Here is a 17,778-nt window from a genome sequence, read left to right on the forward strand (position 1 = left end):
TCCCCCGGGACTGTGACCTGAACTGACGAGTGATCCGCTGATCACTGTCGATCACCGGACACCGCCGATCATGGATCACGGCGCGCAGCCTCGTCCACTTCGCCCGCGCCCGCACCCGAACGCGCAGCGCGCAGCGCGAAGCGGGGACGGAGCCCGGTCCCCGGTTCCGGACTCCGCCCCCGCCCGCCGGCCGGAAGGTCTCCGAGGGATGTCGCAGCAGCGTGACAGCTGATCCCGCGCGAAGCCAGCTTTTAGGGGGAGAGCCTAAAAGCCTCACCCCGCACCCGGGTTCGCGCACACCAGCGCGTCCCCGAGATCGGTCAGCACATGGCGCACCCGCTGCCCCTCCCGAACGCTGGCGATCAGGTCCGCGTTGCGCAGGGCGAGCGTGTGCTGGGAGGCGGTCGGCGCGCTCACGCCCAGGCGGGCGGCGAGTTCGCCGGTCGTGCAGCCGCCGCCGATGGCCCGGAGGGCGCGGGCCCTGCCCTGGCCGATGAGCGCGGCCAGGCCGTCGCCGCCGCGCGGGAGCGCACCGCGCGAGCGAGCCGGGTAGACCAGGGTCGGCGGCCTGACGGAGTCGAGCACCGGCAGGCACTGGTCCAGGCCGAACAGGCTCGGCATCAGCACCAGCCCGCGGCCCCCCAGCTCGACCCGGGCGTCGCCGGCCAGGCCGGGCACGGGGACGAGCAGGGCGCCCGCGCCGCCCTGCCAGCTGATGCCGGGATGCACCGAGCCCGCGGCCGCGGCGAGCCCGAGCGTGGCCGCGCGCTCGCTCACGGCGGCCGTCTCCCGGCGCAGCGCCGCGCGCATCCCGCCCCAGCCGTCGGCCATGCAGGAGGTGAAGAGCGCGCGCATCGCCGAGACCAGGCCGCGGACCTCGCGGGTGCCGCCGTCGCGCAGCCGGAGCAGTCCGCTCGGCGGCCGCGTCAGGCCCGCCCGGTCCACGTAGAGCTGGATCTCCCTGCCGATCCGCTCGGGCTCCGCGGCCTCCAGCGCCTCGAGTTCGGAGTCGAGGTCGTCGCCCATGCCCGGCACGAAGGGCACCAGGGGCAGTGGTACGAAGCGCGGGTGAGCATTGATCAGTTCCACCACCGGCAGCGCCCGGTAGGGCACCTGCCGACGGGCCGAGGCCCACCAGCGCTCCCTGGCCACTCCGCCGTCGGCGCGGGGGCCGTCGTGCAGGGCGTCGACGAGATTGCGCAGCGGGGACACGGACAGCCGCATCCGCATCAGGTCCTCGGCCTCGCAGCCGAGGAGAAGCGACGAGACCACCCCGGCCGACCCCCTCTCCGCCTTCGGATCGAGCATAGACGGATCAGTGAGCCATCCATGACGCTCCGTCAGCCAAGAATTCCCAAGAAATGGCCGAGCGCGTGACAACCGCCGGGCGCCCCCGTCCGCCACGTGCGGCGCAGCCGCCGGCCCGTTGCGGAGACGTTATCGATCGTTTCGATCGGCCCATTGTCGGGACCCCTCCCATAGTTTAGTTTCCTAACTTAATCAGCGCTTGGGGCCGCATCGAACACCACGAGGAGCCGCACGTGCCACAACCAGTCGTCCTGGGACTCGACTTCGGCGGCACCAAGACCGCCCTCGCCGTCGTGGACGCCCACGGGACTCGACTCGGGTCCGCCACCGTGCCCACCGCCGCCGAACAGGGCGCCGGGGCGAGCCTCGACCGGGCCGTCTCGGCGGCCCGCCGACTGCTCGCGGAGGCGGCGCCCGGCGGGGAGCTGACCGCCGTCGGGGTCGCCACGATCGGCATCCCCGGCGAGAGCGGCGTCGAGCTCGCGCCCAACATCCCCGGCTGGAGCGGACTCGCGCTCGGCCGCGAACTGCGCGCCGCCTTCCCCGGCGCCCGGGTGCGGCTGGCCACCGACGTCAAAGCCGCCGCAGGCGTCGAGGCGCAGCAGGGCGCGCTGCGCGGCTGCGATCCCGGCCTCTACCTCAACCTCGGCACCGGGCTCGCCGTCGCGATCGTCGCGGGCGGCCAGGTGGTCAGCGGCAGCAACGGCGCATCGGGCGAGATCGGTTACGCGCTGCGCCGCCCCGCCGACGTCGGGCTCGGCGCGGAGCAGCGGATCCCGCTGGAGGACGTGGTCAGCGGCAAGGCGCTCTTCGAGCAGGCGGCACGCCACCTGCCGCCGGGCGCCACCGGCGCGGAGGACGTCTTCGCCCGTGCGCCGCACGATCCGCAGGTGGCCGCGGTCCTGGCCGCGTTCCTCGAAGAGCTGAGCTTCCACCTGGTCAACCTGGCCCTGGCCGTCGATCCGCGCCGGATCGCGGTCGGCGGCGGGCTGGTCCGCTCCTGGGACGCCCTGTACGGACCGCTGCGGCTGGCGCTCGACGCCGCGCTGCCCTTTCCGCCGGAGCTCGTCCCCGCCGCCCACCCGTACGACGCGCCGCTGCTCGGCGCCCTCGCCCTCGGTCTGGCCGCCCTGCGCGAACCGGAGGGAGAGGAGCCGGACGACCCGGAGACGGAGCACCGGGAGCCGGACCGGCAAGGGGCATCGGACGACGTGCCCGAGGCCAGTCCCGAGCACGCCCGCATCCCCTGACCCTTCGTCCGTCCACGCCGCCCGCACCACCGACGCACAGCCGCACCGACGCACAGCCGCACCACCCGACATCGCCATCACGGAACACCGCTGCCCCGACCGCAGCACCGTCCTTGGAGGGATCCGCAGAGATGAGGCGCACCAGACTCGCCGCCGTCGCCCTGGCGATCGGCCTGGCCGCGACGGCCTGTACCAGCACGCAGCGCACCACCGACAAGCCCAGCGGGGCGACGACCGGGGTCGCCGACGGCCCGATCAAGCAGGGCGGCACGGTCACCATCTCCAACGAGCAGGGGCAGACCTGGCCCTGCCAGTTCAACCCCTTCAACCCCTCCGTCTACCTCGAGTCCAACGGTTTCGTCTACGAGCCGCTGATCTTCGTCGACGCGCTCAACAACCAGGCCGAGACCCCGATGCTGGCCACCGGCTACCAGTGGAACTCCGACCGGACGCAGATCGTCTTCACCATCCGCGACGGCGTGAAGTGGAGCGACGGCCGGCCGTTCACCGCCGCCGACGTGGCGTTCACCTTCAACGAGATGAAGAAGGTGCCCTCCACCGACCTCTACGCGCTGTGGACCGGGGCCGGGCTGACCAGTGCCACCGCGAGTGGGAACAAGGTCACGCTGACCTTCAGGCAGAACGCGCAGACCTACTTCTACAGCTTCGCCGACCAAGTCGTGATCGTCCCGCAGCACGTCTTCGGCTCCGGCGCGGCGGCCGCGCACCCGGACACCTGGGCGGACCCGAACCCGGTGGGCACCGGTCCGTTCACGGTCAGCCCGTGCACCCCCAACAACATCCAGTACACCGCCAACCCGACCTACTGGCAGCCGGGCAAGCCCTACATCCAGAAGATCGAGTACCCGGCCTACCTGGACAACGGCCCCGCCAACCTCGACCTGGCCAGCGGCAAGGCCCAGTGGGGCAGCCAGTTCATCCCTGGCATCAAGAACTTCTACCTCGGCAAGTCCCCGAACAACCACACCTGGTCACCGCCGATGCTGAACGTCTCGCTGTGGCCCAACAACGACGCCTCCCACAAGGCCACCAGCACCCTGGCGGTGCGCCAGGCCATCGCCGCCGCCGTCGACCGCAGCCAGGTCGCCGCGATCGGCGAGGGCGGCCAGGAGCCCGCCGCCAACCAGACCGGCGTGGTGGTGCCGACCTTCCAGAAGTACCTCGACGACTCCGCACTGGCCACGGCCGGCTACGACAAGCCGGACCCGGCCAAGGCCACCCAGCTGCTGGCGAGCGCGGGCTACTCGCCGTCCAAGCCGCTGAAGCTGTCGGTCATCACCATCACCGGCTACACCGACTGGGACGCCTCACTCGCGGTGATCAAGCAGCAGCTCGCCCCGATCGGCATCGACCTGACCATCGACGACCTGGCCCAGCAGACCTTCAACTCCAAGCTCTACAACGGCGACTACGACCTCGCCTACTACGGCCTCCCGACCGGCGGGCCGACGCCCTACTACGAGCTGCGCGAGATCCTGCACTCGGCCAACACCGCGCCGATCGGACGCCAGGCCAACGGCAACTACGAGCGGTACCGCAACCCGGCGGTGGACGCGCTCTTCGCCCAGTACGCGACGGCCGCGCCGGACCAGCAGGTCGCCATCGTCAAGCAGATCGAGGCGGCGATGCTCAAGGACGTGCCGGTGATCCCGATGACGGAGTCGGTGGACTGGTTCCAGTACAACACCCAGGACCTGGCGGGCTGGCCGACGCCGGACAACCCCTACGCCCAGCCCGCGGCGTTCAACTTCCCCGACGCGGAGCAGCTGCTGCTGCACATCTACTCCAAGGCCGCCCAGTAGTACCCACCAGAGCACGAAAGGACGCACGACGTGAGGTTCCTGCTCCGGCGGCTCGGCTTCTTCCTGCTGACCCTGTGGGCCGCCCTGACCCTGAACTTCTTCATCCCGAGGTTCATGCCCGGCAGCCCGGAGTCGGCGCTGCGCGACCGCACCCGCGGCAAGGTGTCGCCCGCGGCGCTGGAGCAGATGCTCGCCTCGTTCGGCTTCAAGCCCCACCAGAACCTGCTCGACCAGTACCTCACCTATCTCGGCGACATGGTCACCGGCCACTGGGGGCTGTCCATAGGACAGAACCTCGGCGAGCCGGTGACCACGATCGTCGGCCAGGCCCTGCCGTGGACCCTGGGCCTGGTCGGGCTCACCACCGTGATGGCGTTCGTGCTGGGCACCCTGATCGGGACGGTGGCCGGCTGGCGGCGCGGCGGGCGGCTGGACGGGATCCTGCCGCCGATCTTCGTGGTCACCTCGGCGCTGCCCTACTTCTGGGTGGCCCTGGTACTGATCATGGTCTTCTCGGTGTGGACGGGCGGCTGGCTGCCCGGCGACAACACCTACGACAACACGATCATCCCCGGCCCCTCACCGGGCTTCGTCGCCAGCGTCCTGCAGCACGCCGTGCTCCCGGCGGCGACCCTGCTGATCACCTCCATCGGAGGCTGGATCCTCACCATGCGCAACAACATGATCACCACCCTGGCCGAGGACTACATCCGGATGGGCCGGGCCAAGGGACTCTCCAACCCCCGCATCATGTACGGCTACGCGGCCCGCAACGCGATCCTGCCGAACCTCTCCGGCTTCGCGATGTCGCTGGGCTTCGTGATCTCCGGAGCGATCCTGATCGAGTACGTCTTCAACTACCAGGGTCTCGGCTACCTGCTCTACAACGCCGTGCAGAACGTGGACTACCCGCTGATGCAGGTGCTGTTCATGCTCTTCACGGTGGCGGTGCTGGTCGCCGTGCTGGCCTGCGACCTGGCCACGGTCTGGCTCGACCCGCGCGCGCGGGCGAGGGGGTGAGCCGGATGCGAAGCGGTTCCAACGGCTTCCGGCAGGCGCTGCGCGGCAACCGCAAGGCGATGACGGGCGCGGTGATCCTCCTCGTCTTCACCGTGGTCGCCGCCTTCCCCGGGCTCCTCACCTCGGTGAAGGACCCGAACGCGCTGCTCTACCCGCCCGGGCTGCAGCCCTCGGGCGCGCACTGGCTCGGCACGACCAGCCTCGGGCAGGACATCTTCGCCCAACTCGTCTACGGCACACGGCAGTCACTGATCATCGCGGTGGTCGCCGGCGCCTTCGCGACCGTGCTCTCCGTGCTGATCGGCGTGTCGGCGGCCTATCTGGGCGGGATCTTCGACGACCTGCTCTCCATGCTGACCAACGTGATGCTGGTGATCCCGGCCTTCCCGCTGATCATCATCCTGTCCAAGTACGCGGGCAAGGGCTCGCTCACGGTGATGCTGGCGGTGCTGGTCGCCACCGGTTGGTCCTACGGCGCCAACCAGCTGCGGGCGCAGGCCCTTTCGCTGCGGAACCGGGAGTTCCTCGAGTCGGCCAGGGTCCGCGGCGAGCGGCGGTCCTACATCATCGTCTTCGAGGTGCTGCCGACGATGACCTCGCTCATCGTCGCCAACTTCCTCGGCGCGGCGCTCTACTCGGTGCTGAGCGCGGCCGGTCTGCAGTTCCTCGGCCTCGGCGACCCGAACTCCTCCAGCTGGGGCACGATGCTCTACTGGTCGCAGAACCAGCAGGCGCTGCTGACCGGCATGCCGCTCTGGTCTCTCGCCCCTGGCCTCTGCGTCGCCCTGCTGGGCGCCGCCTTCGCACTGATCAACTACGCCTTCGACGAGATCGGCAACCCGGCCCTGCGGCCGGTGCGCGCCCGGGCCGCGAGCAAGGCAGGCATCGCACGGAAGAGGGGGCAGCGTGTCCAGCGCGCCGAATCACAGTAGCCGGGAAGCCCAGGACGCCGCCCTGCTCGACGTACGGGAGCTGCGGGTGAGCTATGCCGGCGCGCGCGGGCCCGTCGAGGCGGTGGCCGGGGTGGATCTGCGGGTCGGACGCGGCGAGTTCGTCGGCGTGGTCGGCGAGTCCGGCTGCGGCAAGTCCACGCTGCTCTTCGCCGTGGCGCAGCTGCTGAGCCCGCCCGCCGCGGTCACCGGCGGCAGCGCCGCCTTCAAGGGCGAGAACCTGGTCACCCTGACCGAGAAACAGCTGAACGCCCTGCGCTGGCGCGACTACTCGGTGGTCATGCAGAGCGCGATGAACGCGCTCAACCCGGTCACCACCATCGGGGCGCAGTTCAAGGACGCGATCCTGGCCCACGACCGGCGCACCCCGGAGCAGATCAGGGAGCGCTCGGTCGAGGTACTGCGGCTGGTCGGCATCGACCCGGTCCATCTGGGCAGCTATCCGCACCAGCTCTCCGGCGGCATGCGGCAGCGCGCGATGATCGCGATGGCGCTGCTGTTCACGCCGGATCTGGTCATCATGGACGAGCCGACCTCCGCGCTCGACGTGGTCGCCCAGCGCTCGCTGATGGTGCAGATCAAGGAGCTGCAGCGTTTGCTGGGCTTCGCGGTCGTCTTCGTCACCCACGACATGTCGCTGGTCAGCCACTTCTCCGACCGACTGCTGGTGATGTACGCGGGGCAGGTGGTCGAGGCGGGCCCGACCCGGCAGGTCTTCGACGCGCCGGCCCACCCGTACAGCCGGGGCCTGCTGGACGCCTTCCCCTCCGTCCACGGTCCGCGGGTGCCGCTGACCGGCATCCCGGGCAGCCCGCCCGACCTGGCCGACCCGCCGCCCGGCTGCCGCTTCGCACCGCGCTGCCCGGTGGTGGAGGAGGCCTGCCGCACCGTCGCGCCGCCGCTCTACCCCGCCGGCGAAGCGCTCTCGCGCTGCCTGCTCGACGCCCCCGGGCGCCGCAGTCCCGTGACCCCCCTGGAGGCGACCCCGTGACCGCGATCCCGAACCAGGCGGCGGCGACGGCGGATCCTTCCGTGCCCGCCGCACCGCTGCTGGAGACGGTCGGGCTGACCCGGCACTTCAAGGTGGGCGCCGGGCTCTCCCGGCGGATGCTGCACGCCGTGGACGGCGTCGACCTGGTGATCAACCGCCAGGAGATCGTCGCCCTGGTCGGCGAGAGCGGCAGCGGCAAGTCCACCGTCGCCCGGCTGCTCGCCCAGGTGCACCGGCCCACCGGTGGCGAGATCCGCTACCAGGGCCGCTCGCTCGCCGCCCTGCGCGGGCGGCGGGCGCAGCTGGCTTACCGCAGCGACGTGCCGATGGTCTTCCAGGACCCCTTCAGCTCGCTCAACCCCGCCTACCCGGTCTCGCACGGCATCCTGCGCGGCCTCAAGCTGCACCGGCCCGAGCTCGGCCGGGCCGAACGGCAGGCGGAGGCGGAGCGGGTGGTCGAGGCGGTGGGCCTCTCCCCCGCGGCCGAGATCCTGACCCGCTATCCGCACGAGCTCTCCGGCGGCCAGCGGCAGCGGATCGGCTTCGCGCAGGCGCTGGGGTACCGGCCCAAGCTGATCCTGGCCGACGAGCCGGTCTCGATGCTGGACGTCTCGATCAGGATCGGGCTGCTCAACGTGATGGCCGAGCTGCGCGAGCGCGAGGGCGTCTCCTTCCTCTACATCACCCACGACATCGCCAGTGCGCGCTACGTCTCCGACCGGCTGCTGGTGATGTACGGCGGGCACGTGGTCGAGTCAGGACCGACCGAGGACGTGCTGCGCGGCCCGAAGCACCCCTACACCCAACTGCTCCTCTCCGCGGTGCCCGACCCCCGGGCGCCGCTGGAGGTGGACGCCGCGGCGGCGAGATCCGAGCCGCCCGTGGTGATCGACCCGCAACCGGGCTGCCGGTTCCGGGAGCGCTGTCCGCTGGCGGTCGAGCGCTGCTTCGTCGAGACCCCGCGACTGCGGGAGCTCGGCCCGGCCCATACGGCCGCCTGTCACGTCGCGGTCGCCGAGAAGGTCGAGCCGGCCGCCCGCTGACGCACATCCGCACCTGCGCACACGTACCCAGCAAGCTCCCGCTTCCCCCACGTCTAGGAGCATTGATGGCACGTCACAGCAGATCACTCGTCACCGCCGCGGTGGCCCTGGCGCTCGCCGGGGCCACCGCCCTGGCCGGCGGCCCGGCCGACGCCCGGTCGCGCGCCGTCCCGGCGGCGAAGGCCGCAGCCGCACCCGCGGCCTTCGCCGATCCCCCGACCGGCTCCACCGCGGTCACGAACCTCGGCGCCGCGAACGGCTGGAAGGTGCTGACCTCCAGTACCGCCACCCAGGGCGGCGCGGCCATCTCCACCCCCGGGTTCGGCACCTCCGGCTGGCTCACCGTCGCCAATGACGGCGGCGGCGCGCCCGGCACCGAGATCGCCGCGCTGCTGCAGAACGGCGGCTGCCCGAACGTCTTCGTCTCCACGAACATGAAGACCTGCTACGGCCAGATGACCAAGGTCGGCGCCGACACCATCGCGCGGTTCTCCGTCCCGTGGTGGTACCGGACCGACTTCGCCGCGCCGCCCGCCGGACAGGACGCGAAGATCGTCCTGAACGGGGTGGTCGGCCAGGCGGACGTCTGGGTCAACGGCACCGAGATCGCCACCCAGGCGACGGTCAGCGGCTCCTACGCGCGCAACGTCCTCGACGTCACCGGCCACCTGGTGGCGGGCACCAACTCCATCGCCGTCGAGGTCTATCCGAACAACCCGACCTCGATGCTGACCCTCGACAACGTGGACTGGAGCCAGATCCCGCCGGACAACAACACCGGCATCCAGTTCCCGGTCCAGCTGCAGACCAGCGGCGCGCTGGTGGTCGGCAACGCGCACGTGAACCAGAACACCGCCGCCGACCTGTCCAGCTCCGCGCTGACGGTCAAGGCGGACGTCACCAACACCACCGCCTCCGCCCAGACCGGCACGGTCACGGCCACGGTCACCCCACCGGGCGCGGGCACGCCGGTGACGGTGAGCCAGAACGTCACCGTCGCGGCGAACACGACGCAGACGGTGTCGTTCTCCGGCGGCGGTCTGACGATCGCGGCGCCGCAGATCTGGTGGCCGTACCAGCTGGGCGCGCAGCCGCTCTACACGCTGGCGACCTCGGTCGCCCAGGGCGGGACGACGCTGAACTCCACCAGCGGGACCTTCGGCATCCGCACCGTCACCTCCTACCTGACGGGCGCGTCCACCATGGCGCCGAGCGGGGTGCGGGCGTTCAAGGTGAACAACGTGCCGATCACGGTCCGCGGCGGCGGCTGGGACCCGGACCTGTTCCTGCGCTACGACCCGGCCGACACGGCCAAGCAGATCGGCCTGATGAAGGCGATGGGCCTGAACACCGTCCGGCTCGAGGGCCACCTCATGCCGGCCGACTGGTACCAGCAGATGGACGCCGCGGGCATCCTGGTCAACGCGGGCTACCAGTGCTGCGACTTCTGGGAGACCACCAGCTACACCGCCGCCCAGCAGGCCGACTACCAGCTCACCGCCCAGTCGGTGGGCCAGACGCTGCGCAACCACCCCTCCGTCTTCAGCTTCCAGTGGAGCGACAACGCGCCCACCGCGACCCAGGAGACGCTGGCGCTCAAGGGCTTCGCGGCCGCCGACTACCCCGGGCCCTTCATCTCCTCCGCCGAGTACAACTCCAGCCCGCAGCTGGGCGCGTCCGGCGAGAAGGAGGGTCCGTACGACTGGGTGCCGCCGCTGTACTGGTACGACACCACGCACTACGGCAGCGGCGACTCCACGCTGACCAACGCGGGCGGCAGCTGGGGCTACGACAGCGAGCAGAGCGGCGGCAACACCGTCCCGACCATGGACTCGATCAACCGCTTCCTGTCCGCCGCCGACCAGTCGGCGCTGTGGCAGTCGTCCGGCGCGAACCAGTACCACGACAACTACGAGGGCACCCGGCACACCGGCTACCACTTCGGCACCCTCTACAACCTGGACCAGGCGATCGACAACCGCTACGGCACGCCCACCAGCCTGGCCCAGTACGTCGAGGAGGCGCAGGTCCAGAACTACGAGGACACCCGCGCCCAGTTCGAGGCCTTCATCGACCACTCCACCAACACCACGCAGCCGTCCACCGGCACCGTCTACTGGCAGATGAACAAGGGCTGGCCGACGCTGCTCTGGTCGCTGTGGAACAACGACGGCGACCAGGCCGGGGCGTACTTCGGCGCCCAGCGGGCCAACCGCCCGCTGCACGCGCTCTTCGCCCTCGACAACGGCAAGGTGACCGTCGACAACCTCGGCGGCGCCACGCAGGGCGGCGTGACCGTCGAGTCGAAGGTCTACAGCACGGCGGGCGCGCTGCTGGACGACCGGACCACCGCCTCGCTGTCGCTGGCCTCGCAGCAGGTCGCGAACAACGTGCTGAGCCCGGTGCTGCCGACCGGCTCCGGCGCGGTCTACTTCGTCGAGCTGCTGGTGCGTCAGAACGGGACGCTGGTGGACCGCAACGTCTACTGGAACTCCACCACGCCGGACGTGCCGAACTGGTCCAAGACCATCGGACAGCCGCAGGCGAGCATGAGCTCCTGGGCGAACCTGAAGGCGCTGCAGAACCTGAGCCCGGCGAGCGTGTCGGTGATCGCGACGACCAGCGGCCAGGCCGGCCCCGACGGCTCGGACAGGCTGGTCACGGTCAAGATCACCAACAACTCCACGGGACCCGCCGTCGGCTTCTTCCTGAGGGCCGACATCCGGCGCGGCACCCCGAGCGGCACGGAGCTGGCGGGCGACAACGAACTGCAGTCCTCCATCTGGGGCGACAACGACGTCACGCTGTGGCCCGGCGAGTCGGAGACCCTGACGGCCTCCTACAGCTCGGCGGATCTCCAGGGCGCGACACCAGTGATCAGTGTCTCCGGCTGGAACGTGCCGAAGACCGATGTCGTGGCAGGGTGAGACCGATGAAACACACACAGCGATCACGGCAGCTCCTGCTGGTGCTCCTCGCCGTCCTCGGCCTGCTCGGCGGCGGCCTCGTCGCGGGCGCGGGCGCGGCGGCAGCGGCCTCCTTCCCGAACACCGTGGTTCCGGTCCCGGTCAGCGAGACCGCCGACGGCAGCACCTTCACGCTGACCGCCGGAGCCACCGTCACCTCGGACGACGCGAACACCGGCGGCTACCTGACGGACGTGCTGCGCGCCTCGACGGGCTTCGCGCTGCCACTCACGGTCGGTGCGGCCACCCCGGGCACGATCGCGCTGTCCCTCTCCGGCGCTCCGGCGGGCGTCGGGGCGGAGGGCTACCAGCTCACCGCGTCGGCGACCGGCGTGACGATCCGGGCGCAGCAGCCTGCCGGTCTCTTCCACGGCGTGCAGACGCTGCTGCAGTTGCTGCCGGGCGCGGTGATGAGCCCGACGGTCCAGCCGGGGCCGTGGACGGTGACCGGCGGCACGATCGTCGACTACCCGCGCTTCGGCTACCGGGGCGCGATGCTGGACGTGGCGCGGCACTTCTTCACCGTCGCCCAGGTCGAGCGGTACATCGACGAGCTGGCCCTCTACAAGATCGACTATCTGCACCTGCACCTCTCCGACGACCAGGGCTGGCGCATCGCGATCAACAGCTGGCCGAACCTGGCCGTCCACGGCGGCAGCACCGAGGTCGGCGGCGGCGCGGGCGGCTACTACACCCAGGCCGACTACTCCGCGATCGTCGCCTACGCGGCCTCGCGCTACCTGACCGTGGTCCCCGAGATCGACATGCCGGGCCACACCAACGCGGCGCTCTCCTCCTACGCCTCGCTCAACTGCAACGGGGTCGCGCCCTCCCTCTACACCGGCACCAACGTCGGCTTCAGCTCGCTGTGCGTGCCGCTGCCGCTCACGTACACCTTCATCGACCAGGTGGTGGGTGAACTCGCCGCGCTCACGCCGGGACCGTGGATCCACATCGGCGGCGACGAGGCCGGTTCGACCACGGCCTCGGACTACGCCACCTTCCTCGGCAAGGCGCAGCAGGTCGTCGCGAACCACGGCAAGGCGGTGATGGGCTGGCACGACATCGCCAACACCGGGGCCCTGCTGCCCGGCACCCAGGCCCAGTACTGGGGGACCTCGACCACGGCGGCCAATCTGGCGACGGCCGCGGCGAAGGGCGCCAAGGTGGTGATGTCCCCGGCCAACCACGCCTACCTGGACATGAAGTACACGCACAAGACCAAGCTCGGCCAGTCCTGGGCGGGGCTCACCGACGTCAACACCGCCTACGGCTGGGACCCCGGAAACTACCTGACCGGCGTCACCGGCTCCTCGGTGGCGGGGGTCGAGGGGCCGCTGTGGACGGAGACCGTGGTCACCTCCGCCGACATCGACTACATGGCCTTCCCGCGGCTGCCCGCCCTGGCGGAGCTGGGCTGGTCGCCGTGGTCGACGCACAGCCAGAGCGCCTTCGACGCGAGGCTGGGCGCGCAGGGCCCCCGCTGGAAGACGTTGGGGGTGAACTACTACCGGTCGACGCAGATCAGCTGGCCGGCCGGCTCCTGAGGCGTGGTCACCCGCGCCTGACCGCCCGGAGAACGACGAACTTCGGGTTGCCGACCACCGTGCGGCAGTTCCCGAAGATCCGCCGCAGCTGGACGTGGTAGCCCAGGTGCCGGTTGCCGACGACCCACAGCTCACCGCCGGGACGCAGCGCACGCAGTGCGCCGCCGAACATGCGGTGGGCCGTGGCGTCGGTCGACGCCTGGTAGCTGTGGAACGGCGGGTTGTTGAGGACCAGGTCGAAGGAGCCGGGCTCGAGACCGCCCGCGCCGTCGCCGACGCGGAACTCGGCCTTCCGCCCGTCGGTGTTCTGCGCGAACGTCGCCTCCGCGGAGGCGACCGCGCCGAAGGACTCGTCGACGAAGGTCAGCTCGGCCTGCGGGTTGGCCAGCGCGGTGGCGAGGCCGAGGACCCCGTTGCCGCAGCCCAGGTCGAGCACCCGGGCGGGTCCCTTGGTCTCGGGCAGGTGCTCCAGCAGGAAGCGGGTGCCGATGTCGAGGCGCTCGGCGGAGAAGATGCCCGCGTGGTTGGTGACGGTCCGGCCGGCCAGCAGCGGCGCGTCCGCCGGCAGCGGGTAGCGGCGCGGCCAGGGATTGGCCGGGGCCGCGGCCAGTACCTCGGGATCCGGGGTGCAGAAGATCAGCCGGGCCTTGCGGCGGGCCAGCGAGGTGCGCGTCGGCCCGAGGATCCGCTCGAAGAGCTGCAGGGTGGAGGTGTGGATCTCCGTGACCATGCCGGTGCCGACCACGACGGTCCCCGCGTGGACCGCGGGGGCCAGCCGGAGCAGTTGGTCCTCCAGCAGGGCCAGGCTCTTCGGGACCCGGACCAGCAGCACGTCCACCCGCTGCGGCGGCTCGTCCCTGCTGGACAGCAGCCGGGCGGCGCCCGCGGGGTGGCCGAGCCGGGAGAGATTCAGCTCCGTCGCGCGTTGGGCGAGATGGGAGTCGGTGATCTGGGTCGGGGCCTGGGCGGTGTGGGCGGCCAGCGACGCGGTGAGCGCCCCCCAGCGGTCCCCGAGCACGACCACGGAGCGGTCAAGCGGCACTTCAGCCTCGTCCAAGTGACGCAGCAGATACTCGTCGGAGGCATCCCAGGCACGGAGCCGGTCGCGGGGGTCGGCGGGGAAGCGGACGAGGCCGGGCTCGGCGTCACCGGGCAGCGCGATGTGGTTCATGGTGATGCCCAGTCTGCCCGATCCCTCTCAGGGTTGATGCGGATCACCCTTGGGGCGGTTGCGCGACTGCATAGCGTACGGCGTACGGTATGCAGTGACCATCATGTGAAACGCACGGGGGGAACTCGACGAATGGCAGGCACCATAGCCCGCGGCGAGCCACGTACCAACAGGATTAACGAGCCCGTCGGGCGGATCGACGCCGTCGACGGCGAGAGCGCGGACACGACTTCCCCGACCCCGCCCGCTCCTTCGACCCCCTCGGGTCTGCGCGGACTACTGGCACGGCTCCGGCGCTGGAACCCCCGGCAGTGGGGCCTGGAGCTGGTACTGATCGTGTACGCGGCCTACGACGGCAGCCGGCTGCTGGTGCACGGCAAGGAGCACGTGGCCCGTCAGCACGGCGAACTGCTGCTGCACACCGAGCGACGTCTGCACCTGGCGCCCGAGCACTGGCTGAACCAGCTCTTCTCCGCGCACGCCTGGCTGGGCGTGCCCGCGGACTTCGTCTACGCCAGCCTCCACTACGTGGTCACCCCGCTGGTGCTGATCTGGATGTTCCGCAGCCGCCGGGCGCACTACGGCTTCGCCCGCACCTGGCTGATGCTGGCCACGGGCCTGGGCCTGGTCGGTTTCGTGCTGTTCCCCACCGCGCCGCCACGCCTGCTGCCGGAGCACCACGCCTTCCTCGACCTCATGGCACAGCACGCCTCCCTCGGCTGGTGGGGCGGCTCGGGCAGCGCGCCCAAGGGCCTGGGCGAGATGACCAACGACTTCGCCGCGATGCCGAGCCTGCACTTCGGCTGGGCCCTGTGGTGCGGGCTGCTGATGTACCGCCACGCGCGCCGCCGCTGGGTCAGGGTGCTGGGCCTGCTGTACCCGGTGCTGATCCTGGTCGTCGTGATGGGCACCGCCAACCACTACCTGCTCGACTGCGTCGCCGGCGGCGCGGTGGTCCTGGCGGGTCTGGTGCTGGCCGGTCCGGTCCAGCGCCTCGCCGCCCGGCTGAGCCGACGCGGCCGCAGGAGCGCCGCGGTCCCCGACTACGTCCCGGCCCAGCGCACGGAGCATCCGGCGGGAGCGGCCTCCGGGCAGCGGGAGTCCAGCCCGCTCGACTGAGACTCCGACCCGGACCGATAGGATCATCGGATCTTTGTCGCGTGGAAGGGGCGGGCCATGGGCGGCGGCGAGGGAACGCGCAGCGACCGGCAGACGGCCGCGCCAGCCCCCGTCCCGCCCCCGCGGAGCGGCGCCCGGCACCGGCTGGTGGTCGTGGCGCTCATGCTCTCGATGGCGCTGGTCGCCCTCGACTCGGCCTGCGTCTCGACCGCGGTGCCGCAGATCGTCGGAGAGCTGGGCGGCTTCAGCTACTTCTCGTGGATGTTCTCCGGCTATCTGCTGGCCGTGACGGTGACCCTGCCGATCTACGGGAAGCTGGCCGACGCGCGCGGCCGCAAGCCGGTGCTGCTGATCGGCTCGACCGTCTTCCTGATCGGCTCGCTGCTGTGCGCCGGGGCGTGGAGCATGGGCTCGCTCATCGTCTTCCGCATGGTGCAGGGCCTCGGCGGCGGAGCGATACAGGGGACCGTGCAGACCCTGGCCGCCGACCTCTACCCGCTGGAGCGGCGGCCGAAGATCCAGGCCCTGATGTCGACCGTCTGGGCGGTCTCCGCCGTCCTCGGCCCGGCCCTCGGCGGGGTGCTGGCCAGCTACGCGAACTGGCGCTGGATCTTCCTGATCAACCTGCCCGTCGGAGTGTTCGCGCTGCTGCTGCTCAAGCGCAACCTGCACGAGGCGGAGGCGGCGGAGCGCCCGCGCACCCGGATCGACTGGCTGGGTGCGGCCGGCCTGTTCCTGACGACGGGACTGCTGCTCTTCGCCCTGGTGCAGGGCGGCGTCGCCTGGGGCTGGCTCTCGGCGCCGAGCCTCGCCCTCTTCGCCGCGTGCGCCGCGTTCGGCGCGAGCACCTTCCTGGTGGAGCGGCGCGCGGCGGAGCCGATCATGCCGGGCTGGGTATGGCGGCGCAGGGTCATCGCCGGAGTCAATCTGGCCTTCGCCTTCCTGGGCATGCTGATGATCGCTCCCATGGTCTTCCTGCCGACCTACGCCCAGTCCGTGCTGGGTCTGGCGCCGGTCGCGGCGGGCTTCGTGCTCTCGGTCTGGACGATCAGCTGGCCGATCTCGGCGGCGCTGTCCAACCGGGTCTACCGGCGCATCGGCTTCCGTAACACCTCGCTGATCGGCGCGAGCGTCGGGACGGCCCTGCTGCTGGCTTTCCCGCTGCTCCCCTACCGCGGCGCGGCCTGGGAGCCGGCGCTGCTGATGCTGCTGCTCGGCGGCGGCCTCGGGCTGTTCCAGCTGCCGCTGATCATCGGCGTGCAGAGCAGCGTGCCGTGGCACGAACGCGGCACGGCCACCGCCTCGGTGCTGTTCTGCCGTCAGGTGGGCCAGAGCCTGGGCGGCGTGCTCTTCGCCGTCATCGCCAACACGACACTGACCGGCAGGCTGAGGGACGCCCCGAGCTCCCTGCGGGACGGTCTGCCGCACGGACTGGACCAGATCGCGGGCTCCCTGATCCACAGCGGCGGGCTGAGCGGTGCGGCCACGGACTACCTGCGGCACGCCCTGGCGGCGGCGGTGAGCCACGTCTACCTGGGAGCCGGGATCGCCGCCGCCCTGTCGGTGATCGTTCTGGCTACAGTGACCCCGAAGCGATTTCCGCTGGCGGAGGGGAGCCAAGGATGAGTTGGACCGAGGTCGGGGACCGGGTCTTCCAGCGCCGTTACGACCCGTGCGACGTGTCGGTGACCGTCGTCGCCGGCGGGGACGGGCTGGTCGTGGTGGACACCCGCTGCAGCCTCGCGGAGGCCCGCGAGGTCAGGGAGCACCTGAAGGAGATCTCCTCCGCACCGGTCCGCTGGGTCGTCAACACCCACGTGCACTTCGACCACGTGTGGGGCAACGCCGAGTTCGTCGCGCCCCGGCAGACGCCTCCGGCGCAGCTCTGGGGCAGCGCCGAGATGATCGCCGCGATGCGCGGCGCGGCGACGGACCCGGAGGCGACGGCGTTCAAGAAGTCGCTGGCCGAACGGAACGAGGTCTGGGCGGCGAAGATGGCCGAGCTGGAGGAGGTCGTCCCCGACCACGAGGTGCGCGGCCGCCACGACCTGGACCTCGGCGGCGGTCGCGTGGTCTCGATGCGGCAGCTGGGACGCGGCCACACCGACGGCGACCTGGTCCTGCACGTCCCCGACGCGAACGTGCTGCTGATGGGCGACCTGCTGGAGCAGTCCGGCGATCCGGCCTTCGGCCCGGACTCCTTCCCCCTGGACTGGGCCCCGACCCTGGACGCGGCGCTCGCCCTGGCCGGCCCCGACGCCCGCTTCGTCCCCGGCCACGGCGAGTCGACGGACGCGGCCTTCGTCCGCGCCCAGCGTGACGCGATCGCGTCCGTGGCCGCGGAGTGCCGCGCGCTGCGGTCCGCGGGCGTCCCCGCGTCGGAGGCTCTCGCGGCGGGCGACTGGCCGTACCCGGCCGACACCCTCACCCACGCCGTGACCCGCGCGTACGCGCAGCTGTAGAGGCGCCGGCCCAGGGGCGCGGGGCTCTGGGTGTGGCAACTGGCCCTCCGCTGAGAAGGCTCGCGTCCGCGCGCCGGAGGCGCGCAGTTCCTCGCGCCCCTGAGGTAGTGCAACCGACCCCTTTGCCG

Annotated in this window: 13 protein-coding genes; 11 read left to right on the forward strand and 2 right to left on the reverse strand. The window is 71.4% G+C overall.

The features are described 5' to 3' along the window. Positions 1-273: 273 nt before the first annotated feature. The gene (locus BS83_RS42485) at positions 274-1,272 is read right to left on the reverse strand and encodes an ArsR/SmtB family transcription factor (protein ID WP_198035362.1); all 999 of its coding nucleotides are present in this window, start codon (positions 1,270-1,272) and stop codon (positions 274-276) included. A gap of 269 nt (positions 1,273-1,541) precedes the next feature. Here BS83_RS42485 and BS83_RS33535 point away from each other — a divergent pair, with 269 nt between their 5' ends. The 8 genes from BS83_RS33535 (at position 1,542) to BS83_RS33570 (ending at position 12,898) form a co-directional block, all read left to right on the forward strand. After that, positions 1,542-2,558 (forward strand): ROK family protein, encoded by a 1,017-nt coding sequence (locus BS83_RS33535; protein WP_063774279.1) that lies wholly within the window; start codon positions 1,542-1,544, stop codon positions 2,556-2,558. Positions 2,559-2,689: 131 nt separating this feature from the next. Then, positions 2,690-4,381 carry an ABC transporter substrate-binding protein gene (locus BS83_RS33540; protein WP_037607175.1) on the forward strand — a complete coding sequence of 564 codons (1,692 nt, stop codon included), beginning with the start codon at positions 2,690-2,692 and terminating at the stop codon, positions 4,379-4,381. A gap of 30 nt (positions 4,382-4,411) precedes the next feature. After that, positions 4,412-5,401 (forward strand): ABC transporter permease, encoded by a 990-nt coding sequence (locus tag BS83_RS33545; protein WP_037607176.1) that lies wholly within the window; start codon positions 4,412-4,414, stop codon positions 5,399-5,401. Positions 5,402-5,406: 5 nt separating this feature from the next. Further along, a complete protein-coding gene (locus BS83_RS33550; protein ID WP_051944490.1) occupies positions 5,407-6,333 on the forward strand; it encodes an ABC transporter permease in 927 nt (308 codons plus the stop codon). Beyond that, the gene (locus tag BS83_RS33555; RefSeq protein WP_084714535.1) at positions 6,308-7,342 is read left to right on the forward strand and encodes an ABC transporter ATP-binding protein; all 1,035 of its coding nucleotides are present in this window, start codon (positions 6,308-6,310) and stop codon (positions 7,340-7,342) included. Before BS83_RS33550 ends, BS83_RS33555 begins: the two co-directional genes overlap by 26 nt. Then, a complete protein-coding gene (locus tag BS83_RS33560) occupies positions 7,339-8,385 on the forward strand; it encodes an ABC transporter ATP-binding protein (protein WP_232248579.1) in 1,047 nt (348 codons plus the stop codon). Before BS83_RS33555 ends, BS83_RS33560 begins: the two co-directional genes overlap by 4 nt. Before the next feature lie 65 nt (positions 8,386-8,450). Beyond that, a complete protein-coding gene (locus BS83_RS33565) occupies positions 8,451-11,312 on the forward strand; it encodes a glycoside hydrolase family 2 protein (protein ID WP_051944491.1) in 2,862 nt (953 codons plus the stop codon). Positions 11,313-11,317: 5 nt separating this feature from the next. Next, positions 11,318-12,898: a beta-N-acetylhexosaminidase gene (locus BS83_RS33570; RefSeq protein WP_084714537.1), complete on the forward strand. Its 1,581-nt coding sequence runs from the start codon at positions 11,318-11,320 to the stop codon at positions 12,896-12,898. Between the two features lie 7 nt (positions 12,899-12,905). Here the strand turns inward: BS83_RS33570 and BS83_RS33575 are convergent, their stop codons facing one another. Next, positions 12,906-14,069: a methyltransferase gene (locus BS83_RS33575; RefSeq protein WP_037607177.1), complete on the reverse strand. Its 1,164-nt coding sequence runs from the start codon at positions 14,067-14,069 to the stop codon at positions 12,906-12,908. 132 nt (positions 14,070-14,201) lie between these two features. On the opposite strand from BS83_RS33575, the gene BS83_RS33580 reads away from it, so the two are divergent. The 3 genes from BS83_RS33580 to BS83_RS33590 are packed head-to-tail and all read left to right on the forward strand — an operon-like array spanning position 14,202 to position 17,650. Further along, the gene (locus BS83_RS33580) at positions 14,202-15,188 is read left to right on the forward strand and encodes a phosphatase PAP2 family protein (RefSeq protein WP_051944492.1); all 987 of its coding nucleotides are present in this window, start codon (positions 14,202-14,204) and stop codon (positions 15,186-15,188) included. A 57-nt stretch (positions 15,189-15,245) separates the two neighbouring features. Further along, the gene (locus BS83_RS33585; RefSeq protein ID WP_037607178.1) at positions 15,246-16,814 is read left to right on the forward strand and encodes an MFS transporter; all 1,569 of its coding nucleotides are present in this window, start codon (positions 15,246-15,248) and stop codon (positions 16,812-16,814) included. Further along, entirely contained in the window at positions 16,811-17,650 is an 840-nt protein-coding gene (locus BS83_RS33590) for an MBL fold metallo-hydrolase (RefSeq protein ID WP_037607179.1), read from the forward strand. The genes BS83_RS33585 and BS83_RS33590 overlap by 4 nt, the downstream gene beginning before the upstream one ends. Positions 17,651-17,778 lie beyond the last annotated feature (128 nt).

The sequence above is a fragment of the Streptacidiphilus rugosus AM-16 genome (assembly GCF_000744655.1).
GTDB classification, from domain to species: Bacteria; Actinomycetota; Actinomycetes; order Streptomycetales; family Streptomycetaceae; genus Streptacidiphilus; species Streptacidiphilus rugosus.